Annotated in this window: 7 protein-coding genes; all 7 read right to left on the bottom strand. The window is 37.5% G+C overall.

All coding sequences use genetic code 11. The features are described 5' to 3' along the window. Window positions 1–6: 6 nt before the first annotated feature. The 7 genes from BVU_RS11220 to BVU_RS11190 all read right to left on the bottom strand — a co-directional run bounded on the left by BVU_RS11220 (window position 7) and on the right by BVU_RS11190 (window position 16,527). Complete coding sequence (locus tag BVU_RS11220) at window positions 7–2,640, bottom strand: family 43 glycosylhydrolase (RefSeq protein ID WP_005839129.1); 2,634 nt, start codon at window positions 2,638–2,640, stop codon at window positions 7–9. 79 nt (window positions 2,641–2,719) lie between these two features. Continuing rightward, a complete protein-coding gene (locus BVU_RS11215; protein WP_005839127.1) occupies window positions 2,720–4,309 on the bottom strand; it encodes a RagB/SusD family nutrient uptake outer membrane protein in 1,590 nt (529 codons plus the stop codon). Between the two features lie 21 nt (window positions 4,310–4,330). Further along, window positions 4,331–7,330, bottom strand: a complete 3,000-nt coding sequence (locus BVU_RS11210) for a SusC/RagA family TonB-linked outer membrane protein (protein ID WP_005839124.1) — start codon at window positions 7,328–7,330, stop codon at window positions 4,331–4,333. Window positions 7,331–7,645: 315 nt separating this feature from the next. Next, window positions 7,646–11,596 carry a hybrid sensor histidine kinase/response regulator transcription factor gene (locus tag BVU_RS11205; protein WP_005839122.1) on the bottom strand — a complete coding sequence of 1,317 codons (3,951 nt, stop codon included), beginning with the start codon at window positions 11,594–11,596 and terminating at the stop codon, window positions 7,646–7,648. 182 nt (window positions 11,597–11,778) lie between these two features. After that, window positions 11,779–12,912, bottom strand: a complete 1,134-nt coding sequence (locus BVU_RS11200; RefSeq protein ID WP_005839119.1) for an aldose epimerase family protein — start codon at window positions 12,910–12,912, stop codon at window positions 11,779–11,781. Window positions 12,913–12,917: 5 nt separating this feature from the next. Continuing rightward, complete coding sequence (locus tag BVU_RS11195) at window positions 12,918–14,732, bottom strand: glycoside hydrolase family 2 protein (protein ID WP_011965526.1); 1,815 nt, start codon at window positions 14,730–14,732, stop codon at window positions 12,918–12,920. Between the two features lie 616 nt (window positions 14,733–15,348). Beyond that, window positions 15,349–16,527, bottom strand: coding sequence for a TlpA disulfide reductase family protein (locus tag BVU_RS11190; protein ID WP_005839115.1), 1,179 nt, complete (start codon window positions 16,525–16,527; stop codon window positions 15,349–15,351). Window positions 16,528–16,529 lie beyond the last annotated feature (2 nt).

The following is a 16,529-nucleotide window of genomic DNA, read 5'->3' as shown; positions in this document are numbered from 1 at the left end:
TACTAGTCAGTTTCCTATATGATAATACAATATTCCTTTATATACCGGAGAATAATTTCCAGAACAAAATCCTACACAAGAAGCAGGATAATGAATATCCAATCTCCCTAATTCTCTTCCGTCAACAAAAAGATAGAGCTTATTTCCCCTTCTCACCGCACGGAAATTATAAGATTCCTTTAATTGTTCTTGAATTCCCAACTTATAAATATGCCGTTCCAAATCCTGAGCGTCTTTATTAATAAAACGAATACCTTCCGTTTTTATCGGAGTAAAAGACAAACGATTATAAGCCAGATGCTCTGCCACCGTCGCCCCGCTGTTATTCAATGGATACCATTTTCCCTCATTCAAATATTCTATTGTAAATTTACTAAACATATCGTCTACAAACTCCGCCTTATTCCCTACTTCATGACGGTTCAGGTAAAGGGCATTTATCCATGAAGGCGATATAAAACGATAACATTTTTCGACAAAATCAGTATACTTCACATCAGGATAAACCATTTGTAAATGTTCCAACGGATATTTTTTATCAAGTATCTGTTGTCCTTGTTTTACAACTACCACTTCCAGCATACGCGTGATACCATTAAATTGAGCTTTTACATAGTTATCTTTATCCACATAAACCGGATAGCTTCCTGACATCTTACAATCGGACAAACCTGAAAGTTGAAAACTAAATTCATAATGATCAAGAAAATCACCTTTCAATATTTCTGAATGTTCTTTTAACTGTATCCGGTCATCATCAAATCCGATAGTATAAGTCACCCCTTCGAACAAAGCTTTTTTAGTCCGATCAAACACTCCGGGAACACCGGGTTCCGTCACAGGAATAATCTTTGTAAACAGATGTTTTTGAGGAGATGGTATTTCATCCAACCATACTTTTAAACAATCCTGATTACGTTCAATACGTAAATGATGATAAACACCCCAACGAAAATCTTTAGGCAAAGTGAAATATTCCTCCTTTTCTTTACCATTAATAATGGTACGCAAATACCAATTGTGGTTCTTTGTATCGAAACCGATATAAGCATTATTATCCACATCTTTCCACCACGCAATGATACCAGCATCTCCATCTGTTTTGACTGCTGTTTCAAACATATAAGTTGTAGAAGGTTTCACTTGTTGCAGCACTCCAAAAGAAGGTGTTTCCCCTTTCATTGAAAAAGTGGGCAAAGAAGGTTCCGGATGATAGCCATCTGTACAAGGACCGGTTATTCCTTCAACAAATAATGTTTTATTAAAGAAATGAACACGGTTAATATACTGCCCCCTACACTCATTATTTTTATTAGCCATATATATAAGCCACCATTCAAATCCATTGGGCCCCCTTAAAATATTAGGTTGTCCCGGGGTCATCAAAATATCATCTGCTGTTTCACTCCTCATATCAAACAAAGAAACATCAAAAAATTGGGCACGCCCTTTATTTGTTTCTACAGCAAGCAAGTTCTCTCCTTTTTTCAGAAGCTCTCGTTGCTTTTCATCAAGGTTTACCATACAATAATCCCGTCCCTGTTTTTCGTAAATCAATGTTCCATTCAAATATATTTTTGTATCTCCGTCATGAGCAACCCTGAGTGCTAAATTTCCCACCTGTTTGCCAACAAAAAAAGATTTACGTAACCACAATGAAGGAGATGTCCACCAAGTACCTAAATGACGAGTGGTAGATCCTTTTATCTCTTTAGATGAGAATCCACATTCTCCTTTCTTCCAATCGGAAGCCTGATATACCGGAAGCATCCAACCGACTCCAGGATTATTTTCTGTATAATCAAACAATGGCTCATAAGTGATGCCATATCGTAAAAGATCCACATAATTCTCTTCCAGTAGAATTTGATTAGAATTTACTACCGGATAGCTATATTTATTCCCATTTTGAAAACTTAAAGGTGAGTCTGCCTCCGCAACCCCCAATTGATAATTCCCCCACTCAGTAGAGGTATGATTGGCATTATACATCAAATAGTATCGGTCTCTGTATTTCATCACCCAAGGTCCCTCTGCCACTCTGTTATCCATGGTCTCCCATGTATCCGGCAATGATGCAAACAAGCACACTGGTTCTCCGGCAAATTCCGCCGGATTCTTCATTTTACGTCCCCAAATAGTATTTCCATCAGTAAAACGCACCATATACATATATAATTGTCCGTCATCATCTTTAAAAACCTTAGGATCAATGCGATTATCCATCCAAGTTTTTTTATCAGGCTCTATATAGGGCCCCAACACATTTTTACTTTGAGCATGTACAATGTGAACAGCATGCTTATCCTTACCCCAATAATTGACAGACCAATATAAGTGAAAATCACCATTCAAACAAAACATATCATTGGCGTGAATCTGCTCATTACCGGCACCACTTCCTTTACTCCAGCCATTATCCATAGTCACGACATGAACAGGTTTACCCCAATGAACCAAGTCGTCGGAAACATAAAAATCCCCATTGGTAAATACTCCACCTATATAATACTTACCATTATATTTCATCACACCGGCATCCGCTACTCCGGGAAGCACCGGATTCTGTATGTTTTGCGCGAATAAAGTACCGCAACAAGCAAAAGCACAGAAGATCAGTATTTTTTTGCAGACAAGCATAAATGATACTAGTTAAATAAAGACTATGCCGGAAGTATTATAAAAAGAAAAAACACTCCGACACAGTCTTTCTTTTTTATTAATAATTAGGATTCTGAGTTAGTTGAGGAACATCATCAATCTTACTGATTTCAACTTCCGATGTAGGGATAGGCATACGTTTGTGTTTGCCAATCACAAAATTGTTGAAGTCCTTGTCACGAGCTTTCAGCTCGTCAATACCAGCCTGTGAATCAAGCAATCCCCAGCGCTTCAAATCCGCCCAACGCCAGCCTTCGAAACAAAGTTCCAAAGCACGTTCCATCTGAAGACGTTTGATAAAGACCTCCTTTGAACTTAAACAATCCTTCCACCGACTATCTTTCAGTTTGGATAACCCTGCACGTTCTCTTACCTTATCAACATAAACAGCCGCATCAGAAGCCGAAGTTCCAGTTTCAACCAAACACTCCGCATAACTCAATAAAACATCAGCATACCGCATAATACGATAATTATTACGTGCGAAATAGTCTTCACGTTCACGATAGTAAGAAGTATTGTATTTGCGAATATAACAATCCTCTGTGTCCTGTCCCCACTCATCAAACCATTGTGACGCATCTTCATTGGCATAGTATTTTTTTGACTGATCAGGAAAATCATCTCCAAAATGTTTATAAAGAATACTATTGTATAAACGCAAGTCATTTCTGCCATCAACCCTTCTCTCTTTCAAGAACTCATCTACTAGCCAACGACGCGCTTTACCATCGCCCCAACCCGTACCATGAGTGCCACCGGGTGCATAAAACTGAGTACGCTGGAAACCAAAGGCCATACTGGCATCATTGCCTGTGCCCCCCTTATTTTGATCATCAAACTGAATTTCAAATATTCCCTCCTGATTATTTTCATTCAAATCGGTAAAATTGTCTTCACGGTTATCAAGCAAACCATACAAAGAGCCTTCCCTATCAATCAGCCATTGCAACTGTTCTTTGGCCCTATCATATTTATGTTGTTGCATATAAGCCTTGCCCAACAAAGCTTTAGCAGCACCTTTTGTCGCTCTGCCTAAATCTGCCGCATCCCATGCCTCCGGCAAATTCTCCATTGCAAACGTAAGGTCTTTTTCTATCTGATCCCAAATTTCCTGTTCTGAAGCGTCCTTAGGTATGTAATCAGCATTTTGAGGTTCAAGAACTAATGTCCCTTTCTCCCACAAAAGATTTATCTGAAAATACCACAGAGCACGTAAAAAGGAAGCCTGTGCTAAAAGTTGGTTCTTTTGAACCTCATCCATTTCAATCGCAGGCACATTAGCCAAAACCTGATTACAACGAAAGATCCCTACATAAAAATGCTCCCAATGTACCTTATTACCCTCATAGAAATCATAATTATTATAAAGAAAACGCGTCCAGTCACCTAATTCTATCCAAGGAGACGAACTCCATCCTTCATCTGATGACAGATCGTAACGAAAAGACAACCAACGCATCCAAGTCCCTTCTTTATATAAGAAACTGTAACAAGCATTTACTCCAGCTTTTGCATCATCCGCCGATTTCCAAAAAGTAGTATTGGTTACTTCATTCGGATTTTCTATATCCAATAAACTTGAGCTGCATCCGGTAGCACACAAAGCCAAGACACCAGCAAATAAAAATCTATATATTTTCTTCATATCAGTATACTAATTTATAAGTTAAAAGGTCAAATCCAAGCCAAACATAACAGAACGAGTATTAGGATATGAAAAACTATCCGTTCCACTATTCCAAATATTAGTGTTTATAAAATCAGGATCAAGCCCGGAATAGCCTGTAAAAGTGAGCAGATTACTACCGGTAGCATATAAACGAAGTTTGTCAATACCCAAATTCTTCAACCATTCCTTTTTAAGATTGTATCCGATAGAAATATTTTTCAGTCTGAAATAAGAACCGTTTTCAAGGAAACGATCCGCATCCCATGAATTACGTTGGTCACCATAAATTATACGTGGCGTATCAGAATTCTGATTTACCTGATAAGGTTCTTCTCCCTTCTTGAAGCGAAGATAATTGGAATTGTCCGAGAACAAACGTCCTTGCCATTTGGATACATTATAAATTTTATTACCAAATTGCCCATTCCACATCATACTGAAATCAAAGTCTTTCCATTCAGCATTCAAGACCAATGACATTTGCATCTTTGCCCACGGACTTCCGCAAAATTGACGGTCATCCGCCGTAATCTGTCCATTATTATCCGTATCAATATATTTCACATCACCTAATTGCGGACGTTTCCCGGAAATCATAATAGGTTCGCCATCAGGAGTTACATAATTATCTATTTGTTCTTGTGTTTTAAAAATCCCATCGGTTTTATACAAAAAAAATTCTGCCAACGGACCATTCAACCTCGTTCTTGCCTGACCTGAATCAATAAAAGGTTTTTCATATCCTAAACTTAATACTTTATTACTCAAAGTTGTAATATTCAACAATGCACCATATTTGAAATCTGAAACTTGATCTTTCCACCCCAAGCTCAATTCAAATCCACGATTGCGCAAACTAGCCGCATTTGCTTTAGGTGCCCCTTCTTGATTACCGGTAGAGATGGCAATAGGCATTTCCGTCAAAACATCCTTAGTCTTTGAATGATAATACTCGGCACTGAAAGTCAAACGTGAATTGAGAAAACTAGCGTCAAAACCAATATTTACGGTTTCTTTGGTTTCCCAAACAAGATTGGTATTCACTAATTTTACTTGAGTGGCTCCAGGTACAATAGCTCCACCAAATACCGTCACAATGCTTTGATTAATAGTACCAACATAATCCCAATCACCGATAGAAGCATTACCCAAACGCCCCCAATTTCCCCTGATCTTCAAATCATCAATCCAAGGTACCTTAAAGAAACTTTCCTTAGAAATTCTCCAGGCAGCAGAAACAGAAGGAAAATTACCCCAGCGATTTTCCTTAGCTAAACGAGAAGTACCATCCCGACGGAAAGTAGCTGTCAGATAATATTTGTCATCATAAATATAATTAACACGTCCCAAATAAGAGATCATGGCATTCTCACTAATACTATTAGTATTCTGTTGGTTACTTTGTCCAGCATTTAACACTGTCAGATAATCACCATTACCTAACATAGGAAAATTAAGACGGGAAGCCCATAACCCCTCCCACTCATGATGTTGGTAAGTAGTACCTAATACTGCATCGACATGATGTTTTCCAAAATCCTTGTTAAAATTCAACGTGTGCTCAATCAGCATATTATAAGTATTATCACGTGCTTTCTGGCTCTCCGGATCACGATGTTCCTGATTTTGTTGCCAATTACCTTCACCACGAAACCATGAATTTTCATAGAAATACAAGTCAACGCCCCCATTGAACTTATAAGAAAGAAACTCGAAAGGTTTGAACTCCAACCACAATGAACCATTCAGACGATTTTGTCTCATATGGCGTTTTTCCAAATTTTCACGTGCAATGGGATTTACACCGAAAGTATTATATTTAGCCGCATCTCCATATCCATAACCACCTGGATTATTCTCATCATAAACCGGAATAGTAGGCATCATACGTAAAAAGTCATTATAAGTATTTGTCTGGTTCGGATCTGTATTAGTTAATGAGTAGGCCAAGTTCTCACCGAATGAAAACCAACCTTTTTTCCCCTGTGTGTTAACACGGAAACTATAACGATCAAACGTATTTCCATAAGATACACCATCATTATTATAGTAACCAGCTGAAACAAAATAACTACCCGAATCTCCACCACCGGATAAAGATACATTATAATCCTGTACCAAAGCTGTCTTCAATACCTCATCCTGCCAATTGGTATCATATTCGGAATGCTTCTGAGTTGTTGTTATGGAGGCTATACCATCTTTTATCGCTTCTTTATAAGCTATATCATTATATTTAATGTACTCTGCCGCATTCATCAAATCAAACTTCGGACTCCACTCCAATGTTTCTTTCACACTCACATTCACCTTCATAGGACCACTCACCCCTTTCTTAGTAGTAACAATAATCACCCCATTAGCAGCACGAGAACCATATATAGCGGCAGCGGAAGCATCTTTCAAGATCTGAATAGATTCAACGTCAGCCGGATTAAAGTCAACTCCCGGATCAGTTATCATCCCATCGACCACCCACAACGGAGCATTATTACTTAATGAACCCACACCACGAATTTGAATAGAAGCATCCTCACCTGCTCTACCACTACTACGAACGTTTACACCTGTAGCAAGCCCCTGCATCTGACTGACAAGTGTTCCAGCTGAGCTTTTTTTCATCTCTTTGGTATCAACTACTGCTACTGCACCCGTCAGATCAGATTTCTTCACAGTCTGATAACCAATTATAACCACCTCTTCCAAAGCCTTGGAATCATCCTTCATTATCACGTGCAAAGGTTTTCCCTTGTAAACAATCTCTTGGAGGGTCATCCCTATATATGAGAAAACCAATGTTTGTCCATTTTCTCCAGTAAGAGTAAACTTACCATCCAAATCAGTAGTAGTACCGGTAGAAGTACCCTTAATAACCACATTCACACCAATTAAAGGCAAGTTGTCTGTGTCTACTACGGTTCCGGTCATTGTTACGTTCTGCGCATAAGCAGTCATCGTAAAAATAGTCAGAAAGAAGACTAATAATTTTTTAATCATTTTTTATAGAATTAGATTTGTAAAATTGTGCGGAGATTTCAGTTCCGCTTTTTAATTAATCACAAGTATGTTCATAAATATACATACAACAGATAGAATTTAAAGGTCACATTCTTGTTATGTCATAGGCATTTCTTTTTTCACAGTATTACATGAATCATATTCTCAACTTTTTGTGATGCAAATGTATTCCAAACTCCCCGAATGTGCTAGAACTATTCAACCAATTAATAGAATAATACATTCAAAAATCGCCCTCAGAATAGTTCCTGAGGGCGATTAGTTCTATTATTCTATTTCATGCGCCGAAAAAAATCATTTCACAAAATCTTTTGGTAAAATACCAAATTGCTTCTGAAAACATTTAGTAAAATAAGAAGGAGTATTGAAGCCAACCATATAACATACTTCATTTACCTTACATTCTCCTTCCCTTAATAATTGAGCAGCTTTTTTCAATCTCTCTAAACGGATATAGTCATTAGGGGTCATGTCCAACACTCCTTTTATTTTGCGGTTCAAACTGGAACGGCTCATATTGAGCAAACTCGCCATATCGTCCAGACAGAAGTCCGGATTTTGCATATTGGCAACAATCACTTCATTCAAGGTTTTCAAAAAAGTTTCATCCGCTTTCGTCATAGCCATAGAATTGGTCTGTATAAACGGTGAATGTGCAAAAGCCGCATGCAGCTTTTCATGATTACTTAATAAATTGGCAACAGACACTTTCAAATACTCCACAGAAAACGGCTTTTCAATATAAGCATCCGCTCCAGATTTCAAACCATCTATTTTTGATTGTAAAGTGGTCTTAGCCGTCAACAGTACAATAGGAATATGACTGTAATCCAAGTCTGATTTTATACGGTCACATAATTCCAACCCATCCATTTCGGGCATCATTATATCCGATACTATTAAGTTCACTGTATGCCCCTCCAACACCTTTAAGGCCTCCACTCCGTTAGTTGCAGTCAATATTTGATAAACAGGTGACAATTGTCTGACAACAAAAGCCAACATTTCAACATTATCCTCCACAATCAATACAGTGTAACGCGGCTTCTGTTGCAATTGTCCCGGATCCTCTTCTTTCGGATCCTCTTTCAACTTAATCTCACTCTTCGAAATGGCAATAGTATGTTCATGCTTTACTGGCAATGAAAGAATAAAACAATTCTGCTTTTGTGAATCATCCATAATTAAGTTCCCTTCATGCAACTCAGCTAAAGATCTTGCCAATGCCAAACCAATTCCCGTACCCGAAACCTTACGGGAAAATCCGTCCTTATACTGTATGAAAGGCTTAAAAATCTCTTCACGCATTTCCATAGGAATTACATTGCCATCGTTACAGACAGACAAGAACCAACAAGTATCCTCCATCCACAACCGGACATGAATATAAGTTTCAGAATATTTAATGGCATTAGTAAACAGATTACTAATTATCTTAGTCAACGCCTCACGATCTATCGACGCATAGATAGATTCCGAACATTCAATAACAAATTCCAATTTCTTTTGCCGTGCCAATGGAGTAAACCGCATATAAATCTGCTGTAATATATCCGAAATATTACACTCTACAAAATTCAGTTGAAACCCACGTGTTTCAGTCTTTCTGAAATCAAGTAACTGATTAACCAAATCCAGTAAACGGGTAGTATTCAGATTCATTATTTCCAAATCATCACGGATATCTGCAGATACATTCGGAGAAACAAGCACATTTTCAAGCGGACTTTTGATTAATGTCAAAGGAGTACGAATCTCATGCGCCACATTCGTAAAGAAATCTATTTTTGCAGTATAGAGTTCGCGTTCCTTTTCCCGTTCGAATTTCTCCATGGCCTGTTGGTGTTTCTGCTCATTCCTTTTCCGGAAATAATAAATGATACCTACCACAGACAGAATTCCTAATAGCAAATAAATAAAATAGGCCCACCCTGATAAATAAAACGGAGGTAAAATATGAATCTTCAATATACGCTCTTTTTCATTCCATTTTCCGTCACTATTCGATCCTCTTAAATGGAAAATATAAGTTCCATATGGTAAATTGGAATAATTGATTACCGAATTCCGCCCTACATTATACCACTCTTTATCAAATCCTTCCATTTTATAAACCAATTGATTCATTTCCGGTGCCTGATAACCTAATGCCGCCGCATGCAATGAAAAAGAATTTTGATCAGATTCTAACTCGACCTCATCAGAAAAGACGATGCTTTCTTTCAATGGAGAATCCTTACTGCCGATCTGCATTCGTTTATTGAATAAGAAGAAATCTGTAATGACAACTGGTGGAACAAAAGTATTTTCTACAAAAGTAGATGGATCAAAAGTGATAAAACCATTTATACTACCTAAATAGATACGTCCCATCTTATCTTTATACCCAGACTGATAATTAAACTGGTTACTTAGCAATCCGTTTGCTGTAGTATAAACTCGTTTATCATCTGTTTCCGGATTGAAACAAACCAAACCATTATTAGTTGTCAACCATAAATTCCCCCGATTATCCTCTACCATCCGATAAATGATATTACTAGGAAAACCTTTCGACATATCAAAACGAGTAAAGCTTTCATTTTCCGGATTAAAACGGCAAAAACCCGCCCCTTGTGTCATAAACCATAACCGCTTACGACTATCTTCACAAATACTGATTACTTTATCATAAGGTAATGAAGTGGAATCGTTCTTGTGAAAAATAAAATTCTTCCATTCTTTCTTATTCACATCATAACGAAAAACACCGTTAGAATAAGTTGCCAGCCACAAATTCCCACTAAAATCCTCCAATATTTTATAAACAAACATATTAGCTAGTTCCGGCATCCTAGTAAAGTCATCTGTATCACGATTATATCGCAGCAATCCAGATGTAGTGCCAATCCATAAGTCACCAGATGTAGTTTTACAAATAGAGAATACATTATTGGCATCCAAAGAATTTGGGCTTATATCTTTTTGATAGTGTCTTACTTGCTTCGTAAGCAAATCAATACGGCTTAAACCTCCGGAAAAAGTGCCTACCCACAAATCATCACCGTCCAAACATAAACCATGAACATTTTGATAAATAGCAGGATGTGAGAATTTTTCAATCTTTCCACTTTCCGGATAAAAATGAAATAATCCCTTATCTTCAGTACCAATCCAAACAGTACCATCATTACTTTCACAGAACTCACGTACCCTACGCCCAAAATTTTTAATATCATCACGAGGGTAGAATTTTTCAAAATAAGTCCATTGACGCGGATAGTAATTGACCCCGCCAAAATAAGATCCGATCCACATTCCTCCCTCATTATCACGGCATATAGAATAAATAGCATTATCGGCTAAAGCATAAGAATCATTCCCGTTTGAAACAGTGAGATGAGCTATTTCACCTTTTTCCAAATCATAAATATATAGCCCCGACTCCGTACCTACCCATAATTCCTTATCCGATTTAAAGCCTAAATCACGCACATAATAATTCAACAAACGCCTTACCCGCCCTGTTGTCAGATTAATTTCAGTCAAACCATTAGAAGAACCGATATACCAACAATTATGGGGACCCATAATCCAAGTATTAATGATATCATCTTTAAAAGGCTCTTTTCCTTCAGAATCCTGAAAGGGAAACAATGTCTTAAAATTATCTTTTGTATAATATAGGTTGTCGTCATATAAACTGACCCAACATAGTTTTTCCTCAAACCAAAAACGCGTAACATTGGCCAATTGGTTCTTACGCTTATCTCTATGCAGACAATTAATTAACCGATCTTGCACACGATCAAAATGAAACAATCCTTGATAATCCACGGAAATCCATATATCACTATCTTCATCACTTTCAATACGAGTCACAGCACGACTAATCATATCACCTGTGTCACTAACTCTATCAAATACTGTAAAGTCTTCTAATAAAGGATTATACACATAAACGCCTGCATCTGTTCCAACCCAAATATTTCCTTCTTTATCCTCATGAAGTGCAGTGATAAAATTATTTCCTAAAGCAGAATTCTCTTTTTTGAAAATACGAAAACTCAGGCCATCAAAACGATTCAAACCATCTTTTGTTCCAAACCACATGAAACCTTGTTTATCTTGCAAAATAGCGTTCACCGTGTTTTGCGAGAGTCCGTCTTGAATATCCAATGTTTTGAAATAATATCGGATATTACTTTGAGAGTAAAGAGTAAATGCATATAAAAAAAGAAGTCCTATTATGAATATTCTTTTCATAGTATATCAATTTAGTTTAGAGAGTACAAAATTAAAGATTAAATTCTCCATATCAATAATTATCCGGAAAAAGTCCCAAAAGAACCAGTGTTTACTCTCACCGCTTCTTTCAGGACTCTTCCTCTCTGAATCTTATTTATCCCAAATGTTATATTCCACAATTCCTTCTACCTTAACATACATTATTTATGTACCGAAAACTTGTAAATACAATGACTTTGATATTTTTCTCCTGGTCTCACTACTGCCGTAGGCCAGTCTGCCTTATTAGGTGTATCGGGATATTTTTGCGTTTCCAAGCACACAGAGGCCCGAAAATTATATATTGTATTTTTTTTACCCGTCAATGTCCCATCTAGAAAATTACCACAATAAACCTGAATACCCGGCTCGTCAGTATAAACATTGAGTACAATCCCCGTAACAGGTGACTCCAATGTGGCACAAACTTGATGAATATCCCCCTTAGTATTCAATACCCAATTATGATCAATGCCATTCCCATATCTTAATTGTTCAAAATCTTGATTAATACGAGTTCCAATGACAGCAGGAAGTCTGAAATCCATAGGAGTACCCTCAACCGGAACAATTTCTCCAGTCGTCATAAAAGTACTGTCAACAGGAGTATAATAATCCGCGTTCAAAGTCAATAAATAATCAGAATTATCTTTTGACGGATCTCCATCTAAATTAAAATAAGAATGATTAGTCATGTTTACAACAGTCGGTTTATCCGTTTCTGCTTCATACTGAATATCAATAGCATTATCGTCCGTCAATTTCATTATAATAGTACAATTCAAATTTCCAGGAAAACCCTCTTCACCATTTTTAGACAAGTAAGTCAGTTTCACCTCTCTGTCACTCACTTGAATACCTCTATAAATACGATATTGAAATCCTTGAGGACCTCCATGCAAACAATGTCCGTAATTGTTTCGAGGCAATTGGTATACTATCCCATCCAATGAAAAACGTCCCTGATTTATACGGTTGGCATAACGCCCTATACTTGCTCCAAAATCCGACGGATATTTGATATAGTCCTGTATGGAATCAAAACCCAATACTACATCCCTCATTATTCCATCTTTATCAGGAACCATAACAGAAACAATACGACCGCCATAGTTGGTGATACAAACTTCCATCTTATTTTTATTCTTCAATACAAACAGATCAGTTTTCTCACCATTTATCTCCGTTTGAAAACGACTGTTACTTAAACCGGATTCAGTCAAGACCTCATCATTTTTATAAGAAGCACATGCAGTCATAAGGACTGCACATACCCAAAAGAACAGCTTATTCATATTCCTTACTTTAATGATTTACAGATACGTGCGTTGGCTTCTCTCACTCGTTTTTCATCTACTTTAATCACCTTACGATCATAAGTCATCAGTCCGTTCACTTCCACCTCCACATCCGTAGTCTGAGTATAAACAGCCGCCGAGAATCCCCTGATTATCAGGTCATAAAGCATATCTGTATATTTTATATACTCATCAGTTACTTCTTTGGAAGAATTAAACTGTATATATCCCCAGTTACGATCCGGTTCCCAAATATGATTTTTCACTACCCAACCGATACCACCATACTCTCCCAAAACATTAGCTCGCTGGGCATCATACAGATACATTTCGGGAGCAGGATAATTATGCAAGTCAAGCATATCGCCACAAGTATAATGGTTACCTCCACTTGCAGGATTTACCAGACGGGTCGGATCATATTCTTTAGTCCATTCTGCAATTTCCGGAGTCTTGAATTGCCCCCATGCCTCATTGAACGGAACCCATGTTCCGATACATGGATAAGAATACAAGCAATCCATAATTTCTTTCCATTCTTTACGGTAACAAGCCTCAGAAACCGCCGAACGCTTTTTTTCCGTACCTTCAAAATATTTGCGGTTCTGCCACTCCGGATTACGATCACCGCTAGGCATATCCTGCCACACAATAATTCCCAATTGATCACAATGAGTATACCAACGGGCCGGTTCCACTTTAATATGTTTACGTATCATATTGAATCCTAAGTATTTAGTCTTTTGTATATCATATACTAAAGCCTCATCAGTAGGAGCGGTATACAATCCATCAGGCCACCATCCCTGATCCAATGGTCCGAACTGGAACAAAGGTTGGTTATTCAGTTCTAAACGTACAATTCCATTAGCATCACGTTTCGTAGAGTATTTGCGCATAGCTGCATAACTGTTCACCTGATCCAATATTTTATTATCGCTTTTCAACATAACCTTTAAAGTATACAAAAAGGGAAAATCAGGACTCCATAATTTAGCATCTTCCGGCATAGGTATGACCACAGCCTCATCATTAATACTTTTCCCAGTGGCAACCAACTGATTGCCGTCATATACGTTTACTTCAATCAGATCGGAAGGTGCCCTCATATTCAAATGGGCTTTTACAGTCAGTAAGTGTTGGTCAATATCCGGTGTGATTCGAAGTTCTTCAATATGTCTGGCAGTAACCGGTTCCAGCCAAACAGTCTGCCAAATGCCAGTCACAGGAGTATACCAAATACCCTCCGGATTATTCACCTGTTTACCTCTAGGCTGATACCCTTCATCCGTAGGGTCCCAAACTTTTACTACTAATTTATTATTTCCCTTACCAGACAACGCTGCAGTGATATCAAAAGAAAACGGAGTAAAACCACCAGTATGACTACCAACCTTCACATCATTTACCCAAATATCTGCTTTCCAGTCCACAGCACCGAAATGAAGTAATACATTTTTATTTTTCCAAGCAACAGGCACTTCAAATGAACGGGAATACCATAATTCCTTTTTTGCACCGACTCTTTGTCCCACACCTGATAAAGAAGATTCCACTGCAAAAGGTACCAAAATCTGCCCGTCAAAATGCGCCGGAACATTTCCTCCCAAATCGGTGATAGCATACTCCCACAAACCATTCAAGTTCTTCCATTCATTACGTTCCATTATAGGACGTGGATATTCAGGCAATACGGCAGAGGTATTTATTTTATTTGCCCACTGTGTTTTGATCTTGTCACCAGCCGGTTTCCACTGCGCACATACTTCCGTAGTCAAAAAGGCTAACAACAGAGATAAGATAAGAAAATTCTTCATAATAGTGTAATTTAATGTTTTTCTCAGTATGGCAAAGATAGAAGCAATATGCTTTAAAGGATAGAACAATTCTTCCAATAATTAAAATAATCCGCTCAAATCCTCCATTTCAACGGCAGAGTGATCTAATTATTCTATCTTCTATGTATAATCTTACAAGCCATTTCCATACAGAATAGACTAAAAAACAAATGATACCTACTCATCGCGAGCAAGTATCATTCAAATTAAAATCTAAATTCTCTACGAGAATAAGGTGACCTCGCCTTAAATCTGAACACAAGCATCCAACGAGACCACCAAAAAGTATTGTACGCTTACAATACCTATGCGTTTTATTTATAATATTTATTATAGATCAATATCTCATCCTCTGATTATATTGCAAAGGTAAACTTTTAACTTATCCGACAGACAATATGTTCTTCAAAAGGAAAACATTAAAGAAATACAGGTCACACATTAGATTTATTTAAAAAATAAATACAATACAGAACATCACTACCTATAATAAAACCATATCATTCCTTCAAAAAAAAACCATATTCCATAAAAGAAAAAACAGTAGACCGGACATTCCCAGCCTACTGCTTTATGAGTTAAAAAACACATTTCTTTATTTTGCTCCGTTTACAAACTTTTCGACGGTATTATAAAGATCATCTCCACGCAACTCCTTCGCTACAATTTTACCTTCCGGATCTACTAAAATTATATGTGGGAAACCGACAATACAGTATGATTCCAACACATCCTTCACGTCGTCTTTCTGCAACAGAACCTGATTCCAATAGCTCTTGTCTTCTTCAATAGCCTTTTTCCAATCTTCCTCACGACGGTCTGTAGACACACCATAAATAGTAAATCCTTTATCTTTGAAAGCATTGTACGTCTTCAACAGATAAGGAGTTTCCTTACGACACCAACTACAACCGGCAAACCAGAAATCGACTAGAACATATTTACCCTTGAAATCGTTCAAACTGACAGAATTCCCTTTCAAATCAATTCCTGTTATAGCAGGAGCAACGCTACCGGTAGCACACCTAGCAAATTTATCCAAACCTTCTTGCATTTTTACATATATACCACTTCGCCTGGACGCCTCATCAAAACTGCCTATGAAGTTACGTGCCTCATCAATCTCCTCAACTGTATTAAAAGTATGATTTTGGAAGCGATAAGTATAATAAAGATACAAACCGAAGTATGAGCCTTTATTTTTAGCAATTTCCCCATTTATCAGTTTACGGGTCTGTTCCGAGGCACTCTCATAATAAGGACTGGAAACCTCCCGGATACGCTCCATTTCCTCACGATCCCCTTTTTCACGAGCTTCATAGAACATATGATCCAAAGAATCGAGAACCATACGATTACCTGCTACATATTTCGCTTCTTGCAAGGCTTCGTATTGCTCCTGCAATGCAGACCCTGTAGCATGTAAACTCAGTTGATCATACTTATCCTTACCCAAGGTAAGCTGCATGGATTTGGGTTCCAAAAACAAATTAGCGTATTGCTGTAAATACTCTCCACGCTCCATATTCTGCAAAGAGAAACAATAAAGACCGGCTTGTATAGAATCAGTGGGATAAGCAAACCTACCATCGGTAACAGCAATAGATTTAATCAGTTTCACACTACCATAATGCTCATTGTCTACTTGATATAAATAGATAGAATCAGCCTGGATTCCATCAAGACTACCCTCTAAAGACACAGACTTAGACTCATTGCAAGCATTTAACATGCATAAAGAAACGCCTAATAATAGATATTTTTTATAAATCATAA

It is taken from the genome of Phocaeicola vulgatus ATCC 8482, assembly GCF_000012825.1.
Lineage (GTDB): Bacteria > Bacteroidota > Bacteroidia > Bacteroidales > Bacteroidaceae > Phocaeicola > Phocaeicola vulgatus.
This window is presented reverse-complemented; position numbering and strand designations above follow the sequence as displayed.

Coding starts and splice junctions, on each gene's coding strand:
- BVU_RS11220 (WP_005839129.1), bottom strand. CDS start 2,640: ATGCTTGTCTGCAAAAAAATACTGATCTTCTGTGCTTTTGCTTGTTGC.
- BVU_RS11215 (WP_005839127.1), bottom strand. CDS start 4,309: ATGAAGAAAATATATAGATTTTTATTTGCTGGTGTCTTGGCTTTGTGT.
- BVU_RS11210 (WP_005839124.1), bottom strand. CDS start 7,330: ATGATTAAAAAATTATTAGTCTTCTTTCTGACTATTTTTACGATGACT.
- BVU_RS11205 (WP_005839122.1), bottom strand. CDS start 11,596: ATGAAAAGAATATTCATAATAGGACTTCTTTTTTTATATGCATTTACT.
- BVU_RS11200 (WP_005839119.1), bottom strand. CDS start 12,912: ATGAATAAGCTGTTCTTTTGGGTATGTGCAGTCCTTATGACTGCATGT.
- BVU_RS11195 (WP_011965526.1), bottom strand. CDS start 14,732: ATGAAGAATTTTCTTATCTTATCTCTGTTGTTAGCCTTTTTGACTACG.
- BVU_RS11190 (WP_005839115.1), bottom strand. CDS start 16,527: ATGATTTATAAAAAATATCTATTATTAGGCGTTTCTTTATGCATGTTA.